Genomic DNA, 23,767 nt, shown 5'->3' with positions numbered 1-23,767 from the left:
CAAAAACGCGCTGCTAGTTTTCACCCTAACTAGCTTTCATCTCGTCTAGCTTTCGCCCATCATGCGTTTTACAAGCTTTTTAGCCTTTGTGACTTGACTTTTTTTCGCCGCGTTATAAAGCATACTTACCATCTCTTCAAACATATCTTGCGAGCTTAGGGGCTTTTCATTTGCGCTAGCAGTGAGCTTTTTATACTCGCCATTGCTTTGCAATTCGTGCATTTGCGTGTTGTCTTTGAGCTGGATTGTGAGGATTTCAAGCAGTTTTTGGCTGATTTCCTCGCTCAAAGAAGGTGTGAGAATCTCAATCCTGCGCTCTAAATTTCTAGGCATAATGTCCGCGGAAGCAAAGTAAATAGGCGTTTGTGCGTTTTTGAAGTAGTAGATTCTCGCGTGCTCGAGGTATTTGCCGATGATTGAAAACACGCGGATATTCTCGCTCACGCCTTTTACACCCGGACGCAAACAGCAAATCCCGCGCACAATCAAATCAACCTTCACACCCGCCTGTGATGCGCGATACAGCGCTTGGATAATGTCAATATCCACAAACGCATTTGCTTTCATAATAATGCGCCCAGCTTCGCCTTTGTTTGTCTCGCCCTCAATGAGGCTTAAAAGCTCGGATTTTATTTGCGTTGGCGCGATTTTTAGCTTTTGGAGCATCGTTTTGTGTGCGCTACCAGTTGAAAGCGCGTGGAAAAGCTTAATAGCGTCATTTGCAAAGTCTTTATTTGAGGTAAGCAAAGAAAGATCAGTATAGATTTTTGCCGTGCCCGGATTGTAGTTCCCCGTGCTAAGATGGACATATTCTTTCAGCGCACCACCGACTTTTTTAATCACAAGCGCGATTTTTGCATGCACTTTTAGCCCAGAGATTCCATAAATCACATGCGCGCCCGCGGCTTCTAGGCGTTTTGCCCAGTGCAAATTATTTTCCTCATCAAAGCGCGCCTTTAGCTCCACAAGCGCGGTTACTTGCTTATTGTTTTCGGCAGCTTCGATGAGCGCTTGCACGATTGGCGAGTTTTTCCCCACGCGATAAAGCGTCATGCGGATACTTAGCACATCGGGATCTTTAGCTGCTGTTTGGATGAAATTCACCACAGAATCAAAACTCTCATACGGGTGGAAAAGCAACGCATCAGCGCTATCAAGCGTGGCAAAAATATTTGTGTTGCTATCAAGTGGCGGAAGGATTTTTGGATTATACGGCGCACCGCAAAGATGCGCGTATGCCTTGCTTCCCACGATTTGCCACAATCCGCTTAGGTTAATGAGATATGGAATCTTAAAGGTGTAAATATCTTGAGAATCCACCTTGATATTTGCATTCACAAATTCAAGCAAATCTTTGTCATTTTCGCCAATCTCTAAGCGCACGATTTCGCCTTTTCTGCGTGTTTTAATCCCTTCGCTCATAATTTGGAAAAAATCATCTGCCTCTTCTTCCTCTATCTCCATATCCGCATTGCGTGTGACGCGAAATGGCGTGTAGCTCACAATCTCATAGCCTTGGAAAAACTCCTGCGCGAACTCGCCCACAATCTCTTCTAGCGGGACAAACACGCCAGATTCTATTTCAAAAAATCGTGGCAAAATGCGCGGGATTCTAATCATTCCATATTTAAACTGCCCTTCGGTGTTTTTAAACTTCAGCGCGATGGCAAAAGAAAGGTTGTTTAAATGCGGGAAAGGGTGTGTAGAATCCACCAATACCGGCACAATCACAGGATAAAGGTAGTTTATAAAATACTCTTTGAGCGTCTTTTTTTCATCACTATTTAACTCGCTTACTTGCTTAATGTAGAGATTTTCTTTGGCAAGTTGCGTTTTAATGTTTGAAAATATATTTTCAAGGCTGTGTTGCTCGGTGTGTAGGTATTTTCGGATAGCGCTTAGCTGCTGCAAAGGCGTTAATTTATCCGCACCAACTTCTGTGATCCCACTTGCATACAAGCGCTTAAGTCCTGCCACGCGTATCATGTAGAATTCATCTAAATTCGTCCCATAAATCGCCACAAATTTGAGCGCATCTAAAAGCAAAATATGCGGATTTTTCGCCTCATCTAACACGCGGGTATTAAACCTTAGCCACGAAAGCTCGCGATTAAAATACATTCTAGAATCTTGTATATGCACCACTCACTCCTTACAATTAATTTCTAGGTAAGCCTTAATTGTAGCTAAATTTTTAGCGTCTGTGGCAAAAAATATAGGGAGTTATAAGCGGGGTTTTAAAATAGTAAAAGGCTAGAAAATGATTTGATAAACCTTAGCAATCCCCCTAAATGCGAAAGAAAATCAAAATTGCAAAATCAATGCAAAAATGTTACTTTTGGTGAAATCATCAAATATGGTGGGGATTTTTTCGTATTTTTTGGTATTTTCTTGGATTTTTTGGCACATTCTACTTAGGACATTTTGTTTGCAGAATTTTTCAGAATCTAAACTTATTCTAACTCTTTGAGGGTTATAATTGCGCTTTTTTTGTGCGTGCTGTGTTTTGTGGGTGCAAATTTATTCAATAAATAAGGCTTGTGAAATGACTCATTCAACCTTTCCATACCCTTACCTTGGGGTTTTGCTGTTGCTTGTTATAACTGTGGTGGCGTTTAGCGGGACGCTGTATTTGCAAAGAATCATCTCGCGCGCACTTGCCAAAAAAGACAGAGAAAAGCTCAAACTTTCCCCTTATGAAAGCGGTGTATTGCCAAATATGCAGAAAAACACGATTTCAGCGCATTTTTTTCTTCTTGCGCTGTTGTTTATTTTGTTTGATATTGAAGTGATTTTTATGATTCCATGGGCGATTGATTTTAAGTTTTTTAAGTCTTTGGGACTTGGGGGATTTATCGCGTTTGAAATGCTAAGTTTTGTCGCGTTGCTCGTGCTTGGCTTTGTGTATGCATGGAAAAAAGGAGCGCTCACATGGCAGAACATAAAATAAATTATTTGCAAAATAGCGGGCTTCCGCTTATGCTCACCACGGTGGATAAGATTCTCAATTGGGGGCGGAGCAACTCGCTGTGGGGCATGACTTATGGTTTGGCGTGCTGTGCGATTGAGATGATGGCAGCAGGTGGCGCGAGGTATGATTTGGATAGATTTGGGACGATTTTTCGTGCTTCGCCACGGCAGAGTGATTTGATGATTATCGCGGGCACGGTTACTAAAAAGCACGCGGAATTTGTGCGCCGACTTTATGATCAAATGCCAGAGCCTAGGTGGGTGATTTCCATGGGGAGCTGTGCGAATACCGGCGGTATGTTTAATACCTACGCAACTGTGCAGGGCGTGGATAGAATTATCCCTGTGGATATTTACTTGCCCGGTTGTGCGCCACGCCCAGAGACGCTACAATACGCGGTTTTGCTTTTGCAACAATATATCAGATCAAAGCCAGCCTACGCGCGTAAAGCCCCGCGCATAGTGTGAGAATCTAAATTTAAGGAAAATCTAGCGATGATAAAAAACAACTTTGATTCCCAAAACAAGCAAAAAAGCGCGTATTACACCAACCGCTTTGATGTTGCCCAAAGCCTACCACACGAGGAATTGCACCAAAAGGAATTGCTAAAAGAGCTAGGCGCGCTTGTGAAAGATTCTTACAATGAAGCAGGGCTTGATACGATTTGGGTGGATTCTCAAAATATTTTAGAGCTTTTCACAAGGTTAAAAAATCTTGGCTTTGAGGTGCTTACAGAAATGAGCGCGATTGATTTTTTGAGCTCACGCGGGGAGTTTGAGCTATTTTATCTCACATTGCGCTATGAAAATAACGGGCGCAAAATCTCACGCCTAAAAGTCAAAACAACGCTTAAAAATGGCGAGTGCATAGATTCGCTTTATGGCTTGTATCGTAGCGCGGATTGGGCGGAGCGCGAGTGTTATGATATGTTTGGGATTGTTTTTAGCGGACATAAGGATTTGCGCAGAATCTTAATGCCAGAGGATTGGGTGGGATACCCATTGCAAAAATCCTATCCGCTCAAAGGCGATGAAAACGCCGCATGGTATGAAGTGGATAGAATCTTTGGCAAGGAATATCGCGAGATTATCGGAGCAGAGCAGAGGGATAGCGCGCGCATTGATAGGGGCGATACGCTTAATTTCGCGCAAATTGGTTTAGAGCCTAGCGTGCAGGGTATTGAGACAACAAGCGATTCACAAAATGAGAATCTGCATAGATTCCCATATCAAGAATCCTCCCGCCCGCTGTTTTTGAAAAACTTCTCTAAAACACCAAAACATTTGGATAAAAGGCGTTAAATATGGCTCAAGTTTATACACGGCTCAATCCCAGCTTTGAGAATATCTTTTTTGAGAGGGAGGATTCTCAACTCATTGTCAATTTCGGTCCCCAGCACCCCAGCGCGCACGGGCAATTGCGCCTAATTTTGGAGCTTGATAATGAGCGCGTGGTAAAAGCCACACCTGATATTGGCTATCTGCATAGAGGCGTGGAAAAGCTTGCGGAAAATATGATTTACAATGAGTTTATGCCCACAACTGATAGGCTTGATTATATCGCAGCGGTGAATAGCAACTACGCCTTTGCGCTTAGCGTGGAAAAGCTTATCGGCGTTGAGGTGCCACTGCGCGCGGAGGCTATACGCGTGATTTTACTTGAGCTTTCGCGCATTATCTCGCATATCTTTTTTATCGGCGTGCATGGAATGGATGTCGGCGCGCTCTCAATATTCTTGTATGCGTTTAAAGAGCGCGAATATGGGTTGGATTTGATGGAGGATTATTGTGGCGCGAGGCTTACGCATAATGCGATGAGAATCGGCGGCGTGCCACTTGATTTGCCAAAAGATTTTATTCCTAAGATTTTGCACTTTTTAGATTCTATGCCAAAGACGGTGGAGCTCATCGAGGGCTTACTTGATAATAATAGAATCTGGCGCGCGAGGTTGGAAAATGTCGGCGTGATTGATGAAAATCTTGTAAAAGCTTGGGGTTTAAGTGGCATCGTGGCGCGTGGAAGTGGCATAGAAGTGGATATTAGGAAAAGCGAGCCTTATGGGATTTATGATAAGCTAGATTTTCGCGTGCCGATGGCGGATTCTAAAGATTGCTACGCGCGCTATCGCCTCTATATGGAGGAAATTAGAGAATCCGCAAAGCTTATTAGACAAGCAATTGAAATTTATAAATCAAGCCCAACGCCCATAATGGCGCAAGATGCGCGCTATATTTCCGCGCCAAAAGAGGATATTATGAGTCAAAATTACTCGCTTATGCAACATTTTGTGCTTGTGACACAAGGCATGCGCCCGCCTGTTGGCGAAGTGTATGTCCCTACAGAATCCCCGCGCGGTGAGCTTGGCTTTTTTATCAACTCTCAAGGTGCGCCTTATCCGCATAGATTGAAAGTGCGTGCGCCGTGTTTTTATCACACAGGCGTTTTGCAGGATTTGCTTGTGGGGCATTATTTGGCAGATGTAGTGACGATTATTGGGAGTTTGAATATGATTTTTGGCGAAGTGGATAGATAAGGGAGAAAAAATGAAGCGATTTGATTTGCGCCATTTGCATAATGACTTTTTACCGCGCTTAAAAGAGCTAGTGACACAAAGTAAGATTGGCGAGGTGAGCTTTTTTCTCTTTGAAGCAGATGTATTTGAAAACACGCACAAAGCAAGCCAAAGCGCGCAGGAGTGTGGTGCGCAGATTCTAAACTCAATCCGCTTTAATGAAAGGGATTGGACATTGATTGTGCGGAAGGTGCAAAATGAAAGCTTGGCGCAAAAGGCAGATTCTCTAAATACGCAAGATTCTACAGACGCGCAAAGTGGCGCAAAGGCGCAGGGCGCAAATACAGAATCTCACGAGGCTATAAAATGAATAATTTTCTCTCACTCATCGCGCAAAATGCTAGCGTTATGCCACTAAATAACTTTAGGCGCGAGAAATATACGCGCGCGCTTAGCTTTGGGCTTTTCGCACCGCTTGCAAGTGAGATTCTCGAAGAAGATGGCATCGTGTTACACCCATTTTTTTGCAATATGCAAAACTTCCGCTATGAGATAGGCACGGAATACGGCGTAAGCGCGCTTTTGTGTGTGGCACTTTTGGCGCAAGATCTTTTGTCACCAGAATTTAAGAATCTTGACATTGGCTATTTGGCGAGTGAAAGCAACATTTCTGAAGAGGAAATCGAGTTTTTAAACCGCTATGCGGACACAAGCGATCCGCTTGCGATTTTGCTTGGGCGTGATTTGTATTTGCACGCACAAAGTGAGCTCATCGCGCATTTGCTAGGATTTATTGCCAAAAAGCGCAAGGTGGTTTTTTACATGCAGGATTTAAGTAAAGAATTTAGCACAAATGCACCTGCGGGGGATTTTACAAGCGAGTTTTTGCTTAATCTTAATGCGTTAGAATCTCTGCCGGAGAATAACGGCGCATTTGTGTATCTTAGCACCGATAGCCTTGAGGCGGACAAACTCTATGTCCCGCGCAGTTTTAGTATGATGTATAAAATCCAAGATGGCAATAAAATCGACTTGCGCTTAGAAGGCGCAAAAGACACAAGGCTAAAAATTATTTTTCAAGAGAATCTCAAAGGCACAATCGCCCTGCTTGGCACGCCCCAGCTTTTGGGCTATCCGTATAAAAAGATTCTCTCACTTACCAAATACCAACACGAGGCGCACACATGCAAGAGCAAATAACACAAGAGCTTAGAATCCACATTAATGGCAGGGAAATTGCCTGTGCTGAAAATGAGACAATTTTGCAAGTGGCGCGCCGTGAGGGGATTGAGATTCCAGCGATTTGCTATGTGAGCAAATGCTCGCCAACGCTTGCCTGTAAGCTTTGTATGGTAGAAGTCGATGGCAAGCGCGCGTATGCCTGCTCGGCAAAGGTGAAGGAGGGCATGCAGATTCTCACTCACACTGATGAAATCAATAACGAGCGCAGGGCGATTTTGCAAGCTTATGATGTCAATCACCCCTTGCAGTGTGGTGTGTGCGATAAAAGTGGCGAGTGTGAATTGCAAAACTACACGCTTAAATTTAATGTCCGCGCGCAGGAGTATTTCATCGCAGATTCCCCAAAGGCGCATGATTCTTGGGGAAAAGTGGCGTATGATCCAAATCTTTGTATTATGTGTGAGCGTTGCGTAACCACTTGCAAGGATAATCTAGGCGAGGCGAATTTGAAAGCGCAGAAGGCGGATTTCACCCCGCTAGATAGCGTGCTATGGAAAGAGAGAATGCCAAAAGATGCGCTCAGCGTGTGGAATCGCAAGCAAAAAGGCGTAATTGGCTTTGTGGGCGAAACGCCTTGCTATGACTGTGCGGAGTGTGCGAGCGTGTGTCCGGTGGGCGCACTTATTGTGAAGGATTTCAAATACAGCGCGAATGCGTGGGAACTTCGCAAAACCTACACAACCTGCACGCACTGCGCCATGGGCTGTCTCATCATCGCGGAATCGCGACATCATAACCTAAAAGGTGCGCAAAAAATCTATCGCATCAGCAATGACTTTGAGTTTGAGCCAATATGCGGGAGCGGGCGCTTTGCAAATGATGAAAAAAGTCACAAAAAAGGCGATTTGAAAGATGCCTTGCAAGCTTTCAAAAACGCGCAAGGTGTGATTGTGGGCGATACTTGCAATAATGAAGAGCTAGCGATTTTGCATATTTTGCAAAAACATTTTCATTTGAAGCTTTATAATAAAAGCGCGCAGGACTTTGGCGCGTTTTTAAAGATTCTGCAAACAAATGGCACAAAACTTGCAAGCTTAGAATCCTTAGAGAATGCCAGCTGTGCGCTAAGTATCGGCGTGAGATTAGAATCTAGCGCGCCTACTTTGCGCTATAAAATTAATAAATTGCTAAAATTTAACAAAGGCTTTGCCTTCGCCTCTTTCCACCCGATAAAATCAAAGATTTTGGCGCGTTTGCATAGAAGTGTGTTAGTTGAGACTTACGCGCCAAATGCGCTCTTAGAGACTTTGGGGCAAATCAAAGCGCGACTAGCCCAAAGCGCGGAAGTTGAGCCAAATGAAGCGAGCTTTTTTAATAAGAATCTTTTTGAAAATGCGCGCATTAATGGCGTGATTTTGGTTGGCGAAGAAGCGTATAAGGACGCAAACGCGCAAGAAATCGCACAGAATCTAAGTATGCTTGGCAAGGAATTTGGCTTTGAGATTCTTTGCATTCCGCCTTTTGGCAATGCGCTTGGAATGCTTGGAATCTTGCAGTTAGATGACTGCACGGAAATCACGCCACAAAGCGCGCTTGTGGGCGTGCGTGCGCGGAGTTTGCAAGGTGTGAGCGCGCAGTATGTGCTAGATTCTAATGTTTTAGATTCTTTTGGCATTGCGGATTCTGTGGATTTTATAGAATCCACAGAATCTTTAGAATCCACGCCACAAGGGCTTACAAAGAGCGCTCATATTTCAAATGCGCCGGATTTTGCCCTGCCAGCGCACACACAGATTGAAGGAAGTGTGGTTAATCTTTCTTTAAATCTTTTGCCACTGCGCCCGAGCCTGCCTTATGATGGCTTTGATTTGGGCGATGTCGCGCATGCGCTAGATTCCCAAAATAGCGCGTTTTTGAGCGATTACACGTCATATTTGCAAGAGCTAAACACAGGCTTTGCAAATGCTAGCAAAAATAGCCTACAGGATTTGCCAAATTATTATAAAAATGACGGAAGCCCCGCGCGTGGCGTGCCTTTGGGGAAAGATTTTTTTGCTACGCTAAAAATTTCGCATTTGCATTTTAGCCCTCGCGCGCAAATCACAGAATCTGCAAACGCGCTTTTGTGTCATTCACCTTCGCATTTCAATGAAATCACCGCGCGCGCGAGCAAAAATTTGCAAAATAAAGTTGGTATTTATGTGTCAAAGGAATTTGCCGAGGCTCAAAATATAGAATCTAGCGCGCCTTTAATTTTGAAAGATCCCAAAGGTGCCACAATTAGCGCAAATGCGTATATTGACTATGATTTAGAAGGAGAATTTTTCGTCATTTCTCCTTTACTAGAAAATGCGCATGAGATTTTCAAAGGAAGCTTGTATGCGAGTTTGAAGTATGAAAGCGCAGATTCTAATCCCAACGCCAAAGGAAATGCATGAGTTATTTTATCATCGAAACGCTTATTAAGATTCTTATTGTGCTGTTGATTTTTTCCGCACTTGCGGGCTTTGGGACTTATTTAGAGCGCAAGATTTTGGGATTTTTTCAATGGCGTTTGGGACCGCATTATGTCGGACCTTTTGGGCTTTTGCAAGTGCTGGCTGATGGGATTAAGCTTTTTGCAAAAGAAGATATTATCCCGCTAAAAGCAAATCGCCTTATTTTTATGGCAGCTCCGACAATCGCTGCGGTGAGCGCGTTTGTGGCGATGGCGGCGATTCCATTTTTCCCAGAATTTGAGCTTTTTGGAATGACTATCCGCCCAATTATCGCGGATATTAATGTGGGAATCTTGTTTGTGCTAAGCGTGAGCGCATGCGGGATTTATGCGCCTATTTTAGCCGGGCTTAGCTCGCATAGCAAATACGCGCTTTTGGGCGGTGCGCGCGCGGCATTGCAGTTTCTTAGTTTTGAGATGATTATGGGACTTAGCTTGCTCGCACCGCTTATGCTTGTTGGCTCGCTTTCGCTCATTGATATCAACGCCTATCAAGGGAGCTTTAGCGAGTGGCTTGTTTTTAAGCAGCCGCTTGCGTTTGTGCTTTTTGCCTGTGCGGCGTTTATCGAGCTTAACCGCACGCCTTTTGACTTGCTAGAGCACGAGGCGGAGATTGTAGCGGGCTACTGCACGGAATACAGCGGGCTTAAATGGGGTATGTTTTTTATCGGGGAGTATGCGAGTATGATTGCGATGTGCTTTGTATTTTCGCTTATCTTTTTTGGTGGATTCAATGATTTGGGCTTTATCCCCGGGGGCATTGCGATACTTTTGAAAGTGGTGTTTTTCATCTTTTTGTTTATGTGGGTGCGGGCGACATTCCCACATGTGCGCCCAGATCAGCTTTTTAAGGCATGTTGGAAAGTAATGCTTCCTTTGGCGCTACTTAATGTCCTAATTACGGGCATTGTGCTACTTCTCTAAAGGTGGGAATGATGAAGAAAGAATATTTTTACATTGATTATAATCCAAAGTTGCCACAAAGCTTTTTGGCACGCGTTTTGCGCGCGGTGAAAATCACCTTTGGGCTTGATTTGTTAAAAGGACTAATGCTAACTTTAAAGCAATTTTTTAGCAAAAAAGTAACGATCCAATATCCTTTAGAAATTATGCCAACTTCGCCTCGCTATCGTGCTGTGCATAGATTACAGAGATTATTAGAATCTGAAAACGAGCGTTGCATTGGCTGTGGATTATGCGAAAAAATCTGCACAAGCAACTGCATACGAATCCTTACAAATGTCGATGAGAATGGGCGCAAGGGCATTGTGGATTACAGCATAAATTTTGGGCGGTGCATTTATTGCGGACTTTGCGCGGAGGTGTGCCCAGAGCTTGCCATCGTGCATGGAGAGAGGACGGAAAATGCCTCATTTGCGCGCGCGCATTATAGCGTGAAAGAATATTTGCTAGATTCTAGCGCACCACTACAAGAATACGAAGGCTATGGAAGCGTGAGCATAGATTGCGATGAGCGCTTAGGCTTTACGCCACTTGTGAAAAACACGACTTTAGATTCTGCACAATCACAATCCACACAATCACAATCCGCACAATCCCCGCAAACTTCACAAAGCGCGCCACAACCAACACAAGGAGAATCCCATGCTTGAAGCCATTGTTTTTTATCTCTTTGGTGCGCTTGTGTGCGCGATGTTTTTTATTGCTGTGAGAAGCGCGAATGTGCTTTACGCGCTAAGTGCGCTGGCTTGTGGTATGGTGGGCTTAAGTGCGTTTTTCTTTTTAATGCGCGCGGAGTTTTTGGGTGTGGTGCAGATTATCGTGTATAGTGGCGCGGTGGTGGCGCTGTATGCCTTTGGTATGATGTTTTTTAACCTTTCTAAAAGTTTGAAAGAATCTAAAAGCTTTCTTGCTGGGATTTTGAGCTTAGCCCTTGTGGTGCTTTTAAGCGCGCTTGTTGGGTATTTGGCATTTGAAAATGCGCCCGCGCTTGAAAATATATCTGAAAATGTGCTTAGCGCTGAATCACAAGAAGCACAAAGCGGGCTTAATAATATCCAAATCTTTGGCTATCTTGTTTTTACAAAATATCTCATCGCCTTTGAAGTGGCTGCGGTGTTGCTTTTGGTGGCGATGGTGATTGGCATTGTGTTGATTATAAAAGAAGGCAAAAAATCCAGCAACATAGAATCTGCGCGCGTAGATTCCCAAAAGGAGTGAAGATGACAATCACCTTGCAACATTATCTTATTTTGAGCGCGATCCTCTTTTGTATCGGGCTGTATGGGCTTATGCGACGCAGGAATATTCTCATGCTCTTTTTTACTACGGAAATTATGCTAAATGCTGGGAATCTCGCGCTTGTGAGCGTGGGCTATTATTTAGGTGATATGAGCGGGCAGGTTTTTGCCTTTTTTGTCATCGCAATTGCCGCAGCAGAAGTAGCTGTAGGTTTGGGGCTAGTGGTCGCGTGGTGGAAAAAATACAAAAGCCTTGAGCTAGATTCTCTAAACACGCTAAAAGGATAAATATGTGTGAAATTATAGAAAGGGGAGTGCCACGAGAGCCACTTTGGGGCGTGATGAGTCCCTTTTATGGTGATATTAGCATAAGTGATATAAGCGGGCTTCTTGGGCTTTTTGTGCTGTTTGCGCCTTTGGTTGGGGCGCTGTGGGCTGGGGCTTTTAGCCTGCAAAAAAGAAGGCTTATAAGCGCGCTTGTCCCTTGCGTGCTACTTGCGCTAAGCTCTCTTGCTTGCGTGCTTTTGGCGTTTAATCTTCCTTACTTTTTGTCTAATGAATTTAGATTTGCGCTTTTTGATTGGATTGTGTCGGGGGATTTTTGGAGTAAGCTTGATTTTGCGATTAATCCGCTAAGCCTTGCTATGATGGGCGTTGTGAGCTTTGTCTCACTTTGCGTGCATGTGTATGCTATCGGCTATATGTGGGAAGATAAGGGCTTTAATCGCTTTTTTGCATTTTTGAGCGCGTTTGTGTTTTGTATGCTGTTTTTGGTGATGAGCGATAATCTTTTGGGGCTTTTCATCGGCTGGGAAGGCGTGGGGCTGTGCTCGTATTTGCTTATTGGCTTTTATTATGAGCGCAAAAGTGCGAATTTTGCTTCCATTGAAGCCTTTGTGATGAATAGAATCGCGGATTTGGCAATGCTACTTGGAATCTTCCTCATCGCAATGGAATTCCACTCTGTGAGCTATCATAATATTTTTGAGACTTTGCGATATGGGGAAGTTGATAAGGGGATTCTCACTTGGATTTGCGCGCTACTTTTTGTTGGCGCGATGGGGAAAAGCGCGCAGTTCCCGCTTCATACTTGGCTGGCTGATGCGATGGAGGGACCTACGCCTGTTTCAGCGCTTATCCACGCTGCGACGATGGTGACTGCTGGCGTGTATCTGCTTTTGCGCTTAAGTGGCTTGTATGAAAGCGTTATAGAAGTGAATGCCTTTATTGCGTTGCTTGGCGCGTTTGTGGCGCTATTTGCCGCAAGTATGGCACTAGTGAATAAAGACTTAAAGCGCATTATTGCGTATTCTACGCTTTCGCAACTTGGCTATATGTTCGTGGCTTGCGGGCTTGGAGCGTATGCGTTGGCACTTTTTCATCTTTGCACACATGCATTTTTCAAAGCCTTGCTCTTTTTGGGCGCGGGAAATGTCATGCACGCGGCAAATGATGAGCTTAATATCACCAAAATGGGTGGCTTTGGCAAAAAGCTAAAAATCACCGCCACGCTTATGACAATCGCCTCTCTTGCACTTTGTGGGATTTATCCTTTTGCGGGCTATTTTTCAAAAGATTTGATTTTAGAATCTGCCTTTTACACCCAGCATTATGGGCTTTGGCTTATGCTTTTGCTTGGCGCGTTTTGCACGGCGTTTTATAGCTTTAGATTGCTTATGCTTGTCTTTTTTGCGCCGAGTGTGCATCATTTTCACTTGCATGAAGCCCCGCGTTTTATGCTCTTTGCGATGCTTCCGCTTGGGATTTTAGCAGCGATTGCAGGATTTTTTGAAGGCTGGTTTATGGGCTTTGTGGATTCTATGTTTCCGCAGTTTTTGCAAGATTCTAAAAACGCCCCGCTAAATCATACAAGCCTTATTGCGCTAACTCTAGGAGTAAGCGCGCTTGGGATTATTCTTGCGATTTTTATGTATAAAAATGGCGTTAAAGTTCGCACAAACTTTTTACACAGAATCTTAGAAAATCAATACTATATCCCCAAACTTTATGAAGTGTGCATTATCAAGCCCTACGCGAAGTTAAGCGCGTTTTTGTGGGAAAAAATCGAATTGAGGGTAATTGATTTTATCGTGGATTTCATTGCTAAAGGCTTGCAAAAAATGGGCTTTAATCAAAAACCAATGCAAAGTGGGAATCTCAGCCAAAGTATGCGCCTTATGGTGTTTGGCGCGCTTTGCTTGTTTGCTTTGATGGCGTTTGGCTACTTTGTCGCAAAAGGATTGTAATGGAGCATTTACTTAGTTTTCTTATCTTTTTTCCCGCACTTTGCGCGATTGTATGTGTTTTTTTGAATGATACAAGAGCGCGCCTTTTTGGGCTTGTCGCAAGTGGCTTGGAGCTTGTGGCGTGCATTGTCTTGTATGTGAGCGTTGATACAAGCTTTAGCGGCTATCCTTTTGTTGAAAAATTTGATCTTATCCCTTCTCTTGGGATTTCGTATTTCATCGGTGTTGATGGAATCTCGCTATTTTTGGTGCTTTTAAGCGCGCTTGTTGGATTTATTGGAATCTTATTTTTGCGTAATGAAGAGCGTTTGAAGCAGTTTGTCATCTGCATTTTGAGCCTGCAAGCCATTGTGATTGGGCTTTTTTGCGCGCTTGATATGATTTTATTTTATATCTTTTGGGAGCTTTCCCTTGTGCCGATGCTCTATATCATCGGAATCTGGGGAAGTGAGAATAGAATCTACGCGTCAGTGAAATTCTTTCTCTACACCTTTGGTGCGTCGCTTATTATGCTTGTTGGGATTTTGTATTATGCTTATGAATTCCACGCGCACAGCGGATTTTGGAGCTTTAGTCTTAGGGATTGGTATTTGTTTAATCTCAATGTAGATTCTCAAAAATGGCTTTTTTGGGCGTTTTTCATCGGTATCGCAGTCAAAGTGCCGATGTTTCCTTTCCACACTTGGCTACCTTACGCGCATGGACAAGCCCCCACAATTGGTTCTGTAATCCTTGCAAGCGTGCTTTTAAAAATGGGAACTTATGCCTTTGTGAGAATCTCCCTCCCGCTTTTCCCTGTGGCGTGTGTGGATTATCAAAATATCGTGGCGATTTTGTGCTTGTGTATGATTATCTATGGCGCGATGCTAGCTTATGCGCAAAAGGATTTGAAGCAAGTTATTGCCTATAGCTCGATTTCGCACATGGGCGTGATTGTGCTAGGGACTTTTGCGCTTAATAGCGAGGGAATTTCTGGCTCGGTGTTTTTTATGCTAGGACATGGGATTGTGAGCGCGGCGCTTTTTATGCTTGTGGGAATGCTTTATGAACGCCGCCACACAAAGCTTATAAGCGAGTTTGGCGGATTAATGAGTGTCACGCCAAAGATAGGGATCTTTTTTGCTATCGCGCTTGTTGCGAGCGTGGGATTGCCTTTGAGCATTGGTTTTGTTGGGGAATTTTTAAGTTTGTATGGATATTTTCAAGTAAGTCCGCTTATTGCCTTTATCGCGGGCTTTAGTATAATTTTGGGCGCGGTGTATATGCTAAGTAGCTTTAGGAAGGTGTTTTTGGGTGAGTTGAAAAACGAAAAAAACAAGAATCTACCAGATATCAATAAACGCGAATTTTTCAGCCTCTTGCCTTTAATCGCGCTTATCATCATACTTGGAATCTACCCCAAACCCATCTTAGAGCCTATCAGCAATGCGAGCGTTATCTTGCTTGATGTGATGCAAGTAAAGCTTGAGTCACATAACGAAATCCCACATGATGAATTTATTATAGGAGAGTAAATGCTAGATTCTACACTTGTGCCAGCATTGGCTTTTGAGCTCATTTTGCCCCCGCTTTGCTCTCTTTTTGGCGCGCTTTTTGTGCTTATGCTTGGCGCATTTACGCATAATAAACACCCAAAAACGCTTGGATTTTTAAGCGCGCTTAGCTTGATTGCAAGCTTGTGCTTTTTGCTTCTTTTGAATAGCTACAATGAAGAAACCGGCTTTTTTAAGATGATTACATTTGATAGCTTTTCTTTCCTCGCACAATTTTTGATGTTATTTAGCGCGCTTGGATTTATCCTTTTATCTATCAGCCCAAAGTTGCCTCAAAGCTACAAAAGCGGGGAATTTTACGCGCTTATATTAAGTTGCGTGTTTGGTTTGCAAATTTTAGTAAGCTCTAGTCATTTGGTCTTAATCTTGCTAGGGCTTGAAATCGCCTCGCTTTGCTCTTATGGACTCATTGCCTTAGGCGGTGGCAGGGGGAATCTGGAGGGCGCGATTAAATATTTTGTCTTTGGCGCATTTAGCACAGGATTTTTTATTTTTGGCGTAGCATTTTTGTATTTAGATTCTGGGAGTTTAGATTTGCGCGAGATTTTTAACGCGGATTCTCTCTCACTTTCTTTTGCCATTGGCTTTATTTGTATGCTTTGTGGCGTTGGGGTGAAAATCTCAATGTTCCCTTTCCACACTTGGACGCCTGATGCGTATGAAGGTGCAAATCCGCTTGTCGCGGGATTCTTATCCCTTGCGCCAAAGATTGGGGCATTTATCCTTGCGTGGAGTGTGTTTTCACCTTTTCTCACAATTGAGCGTGAGATAACGCCTCAAAACAGCTACATAAGTGCTATTCTTTTCGTGCTAGTGGTGCTTTCTATGACTTTGCCAAATCTTTTGGCACTTACGCAAAAAGATGTCAAAAGAATGCTCGCGTATAGTTCCATCACGCACGCAAGCTTTTTGCTTGCGATGATTTTTGTCAATACCACGCAGGCGGTGGAGGGATTCTTTTTGTATTGGTTTATGTTTGTGGTTGCAAATATTGGCGCATTTGGAATGCTGTGGATTTTGCGCTTAGATTCCCCAGATTGCAGCTTAGCGCGCTTTGTTGGTTTGGGAAAACGCGCGCCAAAGCTCGCATGTCTTTTTGCGCTCTTTTTGCTCGTGCTTATTGGGATCCCGCCTTTGAGCGTGTTTTGGGGCAAAATGTATGTGATGAAGGCAGCCATTGATTCTGATTATGTATTTTTAGCGCTTATTATGGCACTAAATAGCGCGATTGCGGCGTATTATTATTTGCGCGTGATTGTGGCGATGTTTTTGTTGCAAGATTCTAAAATATTAGAATCTAACTCGCAAGATTTCAAACAAGAGGAGCAAACAGCGGAATTTGACACAAGCTTTATGCCATTATTTGTAGTGGGCATTTGTGCGATTTTTGTCATTATTTCTTGCGTGTTGGCTCAAAAGTTGCTTAGCTTTTCGGAGATTCTCTAATTTAATTTTTGTTTGATTTTTAAGGTGCTAAGCTTATGAAACTACGCGGATTGCTTGTGTTTGGGATTTTATGCAGTGCGCTTTGTGCGCTTGAGGTAAGCATCAACTATGGCAAAGAAAATTCCCAAAACTTCTCTGTGCTTAATCTTCAGCATGACGAGCCTTTTGAATGCAAGGAACTTAGCAACGCACAGGGCGCGGTTACGCGCATTGTTTGTATGATTAATAGACCGCCACTTGCAAGCTTTTCGCCCACAAGTACGATTTTTTTTAAATTTTGGAATCGCGTGAATGAGGGCAAATTCTACCTTTATATCGAGCCAAATTTTTCTGCAAAGCTTTTTAATACTTTCATCGACTTAAAAACCAACACGCCAATCCCAAAAGAGCGCCCTAGGAAGTCAAAGTCATGGCAGATTGTGGGATTCCAAGATACGATCCCTTTTCTTTCGCGCGCACAAAGCAAGGGGCTTAATTTCCCAATTACTATCACGCATGAAAATGAAGATTTTGTAAGTGAGCTTGATGTCGATAGAGCGCCACTTGTATTTGAGGAAGGGCAGGATTTTTCATATTATCTAAGCGTGCAGGATTTGATGAGAAATGGACTTTATGTCGAGGCGATAAAAACCATCGATGAGACGCTGTATGCGTTCCCAAATAGTATTTTTGTCAAGGATTTGTTGTTTTTTCGCTTGAAAGCATTGCAGGTTTTGGATTCTGAAGATAATGCTGATAGCGTTATTGAGATGGGCTTAAAGTGGGTGAAGCGCTATCCTACTGATATCAATGTGCCTGAAGTGCTGTATTATATCGGAAATGCTTATACGCATATCCGCTTTAGCTCGGAGGCGAAGTATTTTTATGATAGGCTTATTAGCGAGTATCCGCAGTCGCGCTTTGCACCGCTGGCAAAAATGCAGATTGCCAAAGGTTATTATGGTGTGTCAGAATCTTCTGATGCGATGCGTTATTTCGCGCAGGCATACCAAGAGGCAAAGGATTTAGATTCTGCGAGTGAAGTCGCGCTAGAGTGGAGTAATTTTTATTTGCAAACTGCCCAAAAAGATGAGGCAAAGGCGCTTATTGATACGCTTTTGAAAGCAAATCCTGCGTATTTTGGGCAAAATGTGGATAAAAGCGTGGCTTTTGTCAATTTGCTAATGGAAAATGAAATGTGGGAAAGTGTGGCGCAAATTAGCGAATATGTGTATGGCACACTTGGCGATGAGCGCGTAAATCTTAAAGAGGACTTGTTAAATAAAGCATCTTTAAGTTATCAAAATAGCGGTGATTTTGAAAAAGCGCATGCGATTAATACGCGCTTTTTGGAGGAATTTGCCCATCGCGCTAGAGCAGAGGAGATTAAAGAGCGCGATGATAAGTTGCTTTTTGAAATCGGCGTAAATGACACGCCAGAGGAGAAAATCAAGCGCTATGATTATCTTATACAAACATACCCAAACACAGAAACTGCGCAAAAAGCCCAAGAGCTCAAAAATCAGATTCTCTTTTCGCAAAAGCGCTTTAGCGAGATTTTAAGCACAGATACCACAAGCACGCTCGCACAGCAAAGCTATATTGAGATTCTAAACACCGCCATTGCAAATAAAGATTGCCAAGCAATCGCGCGCAATTTCGCCCATTACACAAAAGAGGCTTTTAATAGCGCCCAGCGCGCGCAGATTTTTGAATGCCTCTATTCCCTCTCGCTCAATAAGCAGGCTCAAGAGGTGATTGAAGGTTTGGCAAAAGAGGAGAGTGACATGCGCAAAAAGCTTAATTTGCTCTATTTAGAAGCGCTCAACCTTGATAAACTAGCCCTTAGTAAGCCCGCGACTATTGCTTCGCGTGATGCGCTCACACTCGCACAGAGCTTAAAAGCGCAGGAATATTACGACATTGCTTTTGTGCTTTTTAGAAACCTTTTGCTAAATGCAAATGTAAGCGAAGCGCGCGAAGTGGCGGCGTTTTTGCATCAAAATTTGGGCGATGATGCAAGGATGATTGATGTCGATTTGGAATTGCTAAAATTCGCGCAAGATTCCAAAGATGAGACGACTTTGCAATTATATGCAAATGATATTTTGCGCTTGCAAAATTTGCATAAAACCACGCAAGGCACGCCGTATGTGGATTTTGCGCTTATACAGAGTTTTATGCGCGAGAGGGATTTTACTCAAGCCATAAAGCTTTTAGATTCTTTGCTTGCAAAAGAAATTGCGCCAAACGCGCGCGCGCAGGCATTTTATCTCAAAGGTTCGGTGCTTAGAAGTCTTAATGACAACGCAAACGCAAAGCAAAGCTTTGAGGAATGCAAGGCAATTCAAGGAGATTCTCAAACTTGGCAAAGCCTTTGCGCGCAGGCACTAGATTTGGTGCAGTAGGTTTTTTAAAAGCTTAAAATTCTTTGTAGATTCCATTTTGACGCAGGGCTTCATAAGTCACCGCACCAACGCAAGTAGCGAGATTTATACTGCGTGCAAGCGCGCTCATTGGGAGTTTGTAGATTTGAGTTTCAAAGCGCGCAAGAATTTGAGAATCTAACCCCTTATCTTCTCTACCAAAATACAAAAAAGATTCTGTCTTAAATTGCGCTTCATAGTGGAGTTTGCGCGCTTTGGTGCTAAAGAAAAAATGCGCGTTATTTGGCGGGTAAGATTCCCAAAAAGAATCTAAATTTTCCCATTCATAAACTTTGAGATTCTGCCAATAATCTAGCCCGGCGCGTTTTAGCTCTTTTTGAGCTGTGCTAAAACCAAGTGGTTTGATGAGGTGCAAGGTGGAGTTTGTCGCCACGCAAAGCCGCCCGATATTGCCGGTGTTTTGCGGGATTTGTGGCTCTACTAGGACAATGTGTAGCATAGAGGATTCCTTATTTTTAAAATAAAAGCGTTGTGATGGCACAATTTATGCTTTTACAAATTGACTTAAAAAATCCGATTGTAGCATATTCTTTCGCCGACATTTGACAATTATTGACAAACTGAACAATCTTAAAAACAGGGAATTAGATGGGTAAAATTTATAGAATCTTAAGCGTGGTATTTTTTGCAAGTTTTGGCGCATTGCAGGCGTATGAAAGCATTGATGAGGCGCTAGAGAATGGCATTTCAAATGGCGATGTTGTGATTTATGGCTCTAGCACAAATGTGCGGGGCGCGGAGGTGCAAGGAAGCGATCTCACTAATAGCGGCTATGGCGTGGGAAGTATCGGGCTAGCGTATCGCTCGGGGTTTTATAAAAGCTGGCGTTTTATGATTAGCTTTCGCGCAAGTGCGGATTTTTATCAAGCGGATAAAAACTCTGTGTGGAGCGATGATATAAACTCTATTGGCAGGACTTCTAGCGCGATTAAGGGAGATTCTGCGAGGGATTTTTACGCGCCTACAATGCTGGGGCAATCTTATTTAGAATACTTTGATGGTGATACAAGCGTGCGCGTGGGGAGAATCTTTGCCAAAAGTGAGTGGGCAGATAGGCTCATCGATGGCGCGTGGCTAAGGAATAAATCACTTTCAAACACGCTCATTGAGGTATTTTGGGCGAAATCTAGCGGCTATGTGCAATACAACAAAATGAGCGGGCTTGTCAATGTCAATCCACACAACAACTTTGGGCTTTTAAACGCGAGCATTAAATACACTTTCAACGACATTCTTTCAATCAAAGGTTATGGAATCTTTACGCCCAGCGTTTTTAACGCAGTTGGCGCAAAGGTGGCGTTCCGCTATGAAGTCTCAAATTCCTACATTGGCGCAAACGCGCATTTTACGACAAGCTTTGAAGGCGCAAACAGCCCATACTACAACCGCGCGCTGGGCGCAAATGGCTTTGTCTTTGACACACGCGCTTATATTGGTGTAAAAGACTTCATAGACACAATGCGCAATGGCTTGGAGCTAAGCGGGGGCTTTATTATGAGCGGCGCAAATGGCATTGGGAGTCTTAATGCTGTGGGGAATAATGTCAGCCCGTTTTTTATGTGGGGAGGCAGGGCGTTTTTGCTCGGAAGTGACGCGAGCCTAGGCTTTGGGAAAATCAACTTTAGCATTGATAGAATCTCTTTAGCCCTTGTGTATGGAAGCACGCGTTTTAGCACGCCTTATGGATTCGCACAAGGGGGCTTTGATAGGGTAAATGAGGTAAATTTATTGCTTGAGTTTGGGCTAAGCGAGCACACTTCTTTTTTGTTTAATCTCTTAAACACGCACGCGGGCAAAAAACTCTACTATCCACACACTACCGCGCTAAATTTTGGGCTAAAGCTAGCATTTTAAGGCTTTAGGGCTTTTTTTGGAGGCGCAAACTTTTGGAATCTAGGACTTTTAAAAATGAAAGGCTTTTTGAAAGCAGACTTTGGAAAGCAAGATTTTTAAGCAAGGAGGGCTTTTGTAGCCTTTAGATTCCATCAAAAAATCTTAGAATCTAGCCAAAACTACACTAAAAGTTTAAAATCTCTTCTGCAATTAAACAAATTTAAGCTTTGTTTCAATAAAATGTTCGCCTTGATTAACTTTCAAATCAACCCTAGGAGCAAATCGCAATGAAGTATATAAAGTTTTTTAAAGAACTTAATAATAGAGATGTCCCCATTGTGGGCGGTAAAAACGCGAGCATTGGAGAGATGTTTCAAGAGCTAGTAAGTGAAGGCATAAAAGTGCCAAATGGCTTTGCAATCACAAGTGAGGCGTATTGGTATTTGCTAGATTCTGGCGGGATTAGACAAAAAATCCAAGATTTACTTGAAGGCGTAGATGTAACTGAAATCGATGTGCTTAAAACGCGTTCTAAAAAAATCCGCGAACTCATCTTTGGCACGCCTTTCCCTGATGATTTGAGAGAAGAAATTTTTAAAGCATATAAAATTTTGAGTGAAGAATATGGTATGAAAGAAGCCGATGTAGCGGTGCGTAGCTCGGCTACTGCGGAGGATTTACCCGATGCGAGCTTTGCCGGACAGCAAGATACTTATTTAAGCGTTAAAGGCAAGGCGGAGCTTATCCATTATATTAAATCTTGTTTGGCGTCGTTATTTACCGATAGAGCGGTGAGCTATCGCGCTTCAAGGGGCTTTGATCACTTCAAAGTCGCGCTTTCTGTGGGCGTGCAAAAAATGGTGCGCGCTGATAGGGGAAGTGCGGGCGTTATGTTTAGTATCGATACAGAGACGGGCTTTAAGGACGCAGTGTTTATCACCGCATCTTGGGGACTTGGCGAAAATGTCGTGGGTGGAACTGTGAATCCTGATGAATTTTATGTTTTCAAACCTACGCTGAAAGAAGGCAAACGCCCTATCATAAAGCGCCAGCTCGGACATAAACACCAAAAAATGGTTTATGCACCTCGCGGAAGCGAACACCCTACAAAAAATATCAAAACCACACAAAAAGAACTTCGCACTTTCTCAATCACTGATGAAGATATCCTCGTACTCGCGCGCTATGCGATGAAAATCGAGGAGCACTACACTAAAGAAGCAGGCGAATATCGCCCTATGGATATGGAATGGGCAAAAGATGGCGATAGTGGTGAAATTTTCATCGTGCAGGCGCGCCCAGAAACCGTGCAAAGTCAAGCTATCAAAAAAGAATCTCGCAATCGCCTAGAAACCTTTAAATTTAAAAATAGCGATGAAAAGCGCGAGGTGATTATCACAGGGCGCGCGATTGGCGGGAAGATTGGCGCGGGGAAAGTGCGCATTATCAATGATATCGAGCATATGAATACCTTTAAAGAGGGTGAAATTCTCGTAACTGACAACACCGACCCAGATTGGGAACCAGCGATGAAAAAGGCTGCGGCTGTGATTACAAATCGCGGTGGGCGCACATGTCACGCGGCGATCGTAGCGCGTGAAATCGGTGTGCCGGCAATTGTTGGTGCGGTGGGCGCGACAGATAGGCTTTATACCGGTATGGAAGTCACCGTCTCTTGCGCAGAGGGCGAAGAAGGCTACGTGTATGCGGGCATTTGCGATTACGAAGTCGAGGCAATCGAGCTTGATAATCTCGGCAAGACAAAAACCAAAATTTATATGAATGTTGGGAATCCAGAAAAAGCCTTTGGATTCTCAAAATTGCCAAATAATGGCGTGGGGCTGGCGCGTATGGAGCTTATCGTGCTAAATCAGATTAAAGCCCACCCGCTCGCGTTACTTGACATACAAAATGGCAAAGGCAAGGAGATTAAGGAGCGCACAGAGATTGAAAAACTCATGGCAGGCTATGAGAATCCAAAGGATTTCTTTGTGAAAAAGATTGCTGAAGGCATTGGTATGATTTGCTCGGCGTTTTATCCAAATCCTGTGATTGTGCGCACAAGCGACTTTAAGTCAAACGAATATCGCGGAATGGTCGCAGGTGCGGGCTACGAGCCACAAGAGGAAAACCCAATGCTAGGCTATCGCGGGGCGAGTAGGTATTATTCTGATCTTTATCGCACGGCGTTTGAGTGGGAATGCGAGGCGCTAGCGATGGTGCGCGATGAGATGGGGCTTACAAATATGAAAGTGATGATTCCATTTTTGCGCACGCCAGAGGAGGGGAGAAAGGTGCTTGAGATTATGCGTCGCAATGGGCTAGAATCTGGGCGCAATGGGCTAGAAATCTATGTAATGTGCGAACTGCCTGTGAATGTGATTTTGGCTGATGAGTTTTTGAGTATGTTTGATGGCTACTCTATCGGCTCAAATGACCTTACGCAGCTCACTTTGGGTGTGGATAGAGATGGACAGCTTGTAAGCCATATTTTTGATGAGCGCAATCCGGCGATGTTTGCGATGTTTAAGCAAGCTATCGCAGCGTGCAAACGCCACAATAAATATTGTGGAATCTGCGGACAAGCGCCAAGCGACTACCCAGAGATTACAGAATTCCTCGTAAAAGAGGGCATTAGCTCAATCTCACTCAACCCAGATTCTGTGGTAAAAACATGGCAATTTGTCGCGGAATTGGAAAAAAACCTAAAAATTTAGCCGACACAAGAAAATCTTAAAATTCCAATCAACAAAAAACACTGAGTATGAGCGCGTAGCGGGATTTACTCCCGCGTAGATGCATATTTAAAGAAAACAGATTCTTTAAATACCAAATAGCGCTAGAGAAACTCTAAATCTTATCAATGCATGCGAAGTAAAGCTTTGATGAGTAATATTTAT

19 protein-coding genes are annotated in these 23,767 nt (G+C 43.6%); 17 read left to right on the top strand and 2 right to left on the bottom strand.

Annotation, left to right across the window (positions count from 1 at the left end):
- Positions 1-45: 45 nt before the first annotated feature.
- The gene (locus CQA49_RS05900) at positions 46-2,142 is read right to left on the bottom strand and encodes an RNA degradosome polyphosphate kinase (protein WP_115575061.1); all 2,097 of its coding nucleotides are present in this window, start codon (positions 2,140-2,142) and stop codon (positions 46-48) included.
- 403 nt (positions 2,143-2,545) lie between these two features.
- On the opposite strand from CQA49_RS05900, the gene CQA49_RS05895 reads away from it, so the two are divergent.
- From CQA49_RS05895 to CQA49_RS05825, 15 genes are read left to right on the top strand one after another with little or no spacing between them, the layout of a single operon-like run.
- The gene (locus tag CQA49_RS05895; protein ID WP_115575043.1) at positions 2,546-2,950 is read left to right on the top strand and encodes an NAD(P)H-quinone oxidoreductase subunit 3; all 405 of its coding nucleotides are present in this window, start codon (positions 2,546-2,548) and stop codon (positions 2,948-2,950) included.
- Positions 2,932-3,438 carry an NADH-quinone oxidoreductase subunit B family protein gene (locus CQA49_RS05890; RefSeq protein WP_115575042.1) on the top strand — a complete coding sequence of 169 codons (507 nt, stop codon included), beginning with the start codon at positions 2,932-2,934 and terminating at the stop codon, positions 3,436-3,438. The genes CQA49_RS05895 and CQA49_RS05890 overlap by 19 nt, the downstream gene beginning before the upstream one ends.
- A gap of 27 nt (positions 3,439-3,465) precedes the next feature.
- Positions 3,466-4,272 carry an NADH-quinone oxidoreductase subunit C gene (locus CQA49_RS05885; protein WP_115575041.1) on the top strand — a complete coding sequence of 269 codons (807 nt, stop codon included), beginning with the start codon at positions 3,466-3,468 and terminating at the stop codon, positions 4,270-4,272.
- A 2-nt stretch (positions 4,273-4,274) separates the two neighbouring features.
- Positions 4,275-5,504 (top strand): NADH dehydrogenase (quinone) subunit D, encoded by a 1,230-nt coding sequence (gene nuoD, locus CQA49_RS05880; protein ID WP_115575040.1) that lies wholly within the window; start codon positions 4,275-4,277, stop codon positions 5,502-5,504.
- A 10-nt stretch (positions 5,505-5,514) separates the two neighbouring features.
- A complete protein-coding gene (locus tag CQA49_RS05875) occupies positions 5,515-5,853 on the top strand; it encodes an NADH-ubiquinone oxidoreductase subunit E family protein (protein ID WP_115575039.1) in 339 nt (112 codons plus the stop codon).
- Positions 5,850-6,683 carry a hypothetical protein gene (locus CQA49_RS05870; protein WP_115575038.1) on the top strand — a complete coding sequence of 278 codons (834 nt, stop codon included), beginning with the start codon at positions 5,850-5,852 and terminating at the stop codon, positions 6,681-6,683. The genes CQA49_RS05875 and CQA49_RS05870 overlap by 4 nt, the downstream gene beginning before the upstream one ends.
- Complete coding sequence (locus CQA49_RS05865; RefSeq protein ID WP_115575037.1) at positions 6,668-9,103, top strand: NADH-quinone oxidoreductase subunit G; 2,436 nt, start codon at positions 6,668-6,670, stop codon at positions 9,101-9,103. The genes CQA49_RS05870 and CQA49_RS05865 overlap by 16 nt, the downstream gene beginning before the upstream one ends.
- The gene (gene nuoH / locus CQA49_RS05860; protein ID WP_115575036.1) at positions 9,100-10,086 is read left to right on the top strand and encodes an NADH-quinone oxidoreductase subunit NuoH; all 987 of its coding nucleotides are present in this window, start codon (positions 9,100-9,102) and stop codon (positions 10,084-10,086) included. The genes CQA49_RS05865 and nuoH overlap by 4 nt, the downstream gene beginning before the upstream one ends.
- A gap of 8 nt (positions 10,087-10,094) precedes the next feature.
- Positions 10,095-10,775: an NADH-quinone oxidoreductase subunit NuoI gene (nuoI, locus tag CQA49_RS05855; protein WP_408938912.1), complete on the top strand. Its 681-nt coding sequence runs from the start codon at positions 10,095-10,097 to the stop codon at positions 10,773-10,775.
- Positions 10,768-11,343, top strand: coding sequence for an NADH-quinone oxidoreductase subunit J (locus CQA49_RS05850; RefSeq protein WP_115575034.1), 576 nt, complete (start codon positions 10,768-10,770; stop codon positions 11,341-11,343). Before nuoI ends, CQA49_RS05850 begins: the two co-directional genes overlap by 8 nt.
- A gap of 2 nt (positions 11,344-11,345) precedes the next feature.
- The gene (nuoK, locus tag CQA49_RS05845) at positions 11,346-11,651 is read left to right on the top strand and encodes an NADH-quinone oxidoreductase subunit NuoK (protein WP_115575033.1); all 306 of its coding nucleotides are present in this window, start codon (positions 11,346-11,348) and stop codon (positions 11,649-11,651) included.
- A gap of 53 nt (positions 11,652-11,704) precedes the next feature.
- Positions 11,705-13,609: an NADH-quinone oxidoreductase subunit L gene (gene nuoL / locus CQA49_RS05840; protein ID WP_115575060.1), complete on the top strand. Its 1,905-nt coding sequence runs from the start codon at positions 11,705-11,707 to the stop codon at positions 13,607-13,609.
- Positions 13,609-15,123 carry an NADH-quinone oxidoreductase subunit M gene (locus tag CQA49_RS05835; protein ID WP_115575032.1) on the top strand — a complete coding sequence of 505 codons (1,515 nt, stop codon included), beginning with the start codon at positions 13,609-13,611 and terminating at the stop codon, positions 15,121-15,123. The genes nuoL and CQA49_RS05835 overlap by 1 nt, the downstream gene beginning before the upstream one ends.
- Positions 15,124-16,608 (top strand): NADH-quinone oxidoreductase subunit N, encoded by a 1,485-nt coding sequence (locus CQA49_RS05830; protein WP_115575031.1) that lies wholly within the window; start codon positions 15,124-15,126, stop codon positions 16,606-16,608.
- Positions 16,609-16,643: 35 nt separating this feature from the next.
- Positions 16,644-18,995: a flagellar protein gene (locus tag CQA49_RS05825; RefSeq protein WP_115575030.1), complete on the top strand. Its 2,352-nt coding sequence runs from the start codon at positions 16,644-16,646 to the stop codon at positions 18,993-18,995.
- Between the two features lie 13 nt (positions 18,996-19,008).
- On the opposite strand, the gene CQA49_RS05820 is transcribed toward CQA49_RS05825, so the two are convergent.
- The gene (locus tag CQA49_RS05820; protein ID WP_115575029.1) at positions 19,009-19,473 is read right to left on the bottom strand and encodes a tRNA (cytidine(34)-2'-O)-methyltransferase; all 465 of its coding nucleotides are present in this window, start codon (positions 19,471-19,473) and stop codon (positions 19,009-19,011) included.
- 149 nt (positions 19,474-19,622) lie between these two features.
- Here CQA49_RS05820 and CQA49_RS05815 point away from each other — a divergent pair, with 149 nt between their 5' ends.
- Both CQA49_RS05815 and ppsA read left to right on the top strand, forming a co-directional pair.
- Positions 19,623-20,888, top strand: a complete 1,266-nt coding sequence (locus CQA49_RS05815; RefSeq protein ID WP_115575028.1) for an Opr family porin — start codon at positions 19,623-19,625, stop codon at positions 20,886-20,888.
- A 266-nt stretch (positions 20,889-21,154) separates the two neighbouring features.
- Positions 21,155-23,584 carry a pyruvate, water dikinase gene (ppsA, locus tag CQA49_RS05810; protein WP_115575027.1) on the top strand — a complete coding sequence of 810 codons (2,430 nt, stop codon included), beginning with the start codon at positions 21,155-21,157 and terminating at the stop codon, positions 23,582-23,584.
- Positions 23,585-23,767: the final 183 nt, after the last annotated feature.

The sequence above is a fragment of the Helicobacter sp. MIT 00-7814 genome (assembly GCF_003364115.1).
Classification (GTDB): domain Bacteria; phylum Campylobacterota; class Campylobacteria; order Campylobacterales; family Helicobacteraceae; genus Helicobacter_F.
The sequence above is the reverse complement of the archived record's forward strand: the minus strand, read 5'-3'. Positions and strand labels throughout refer to the sequence as shown.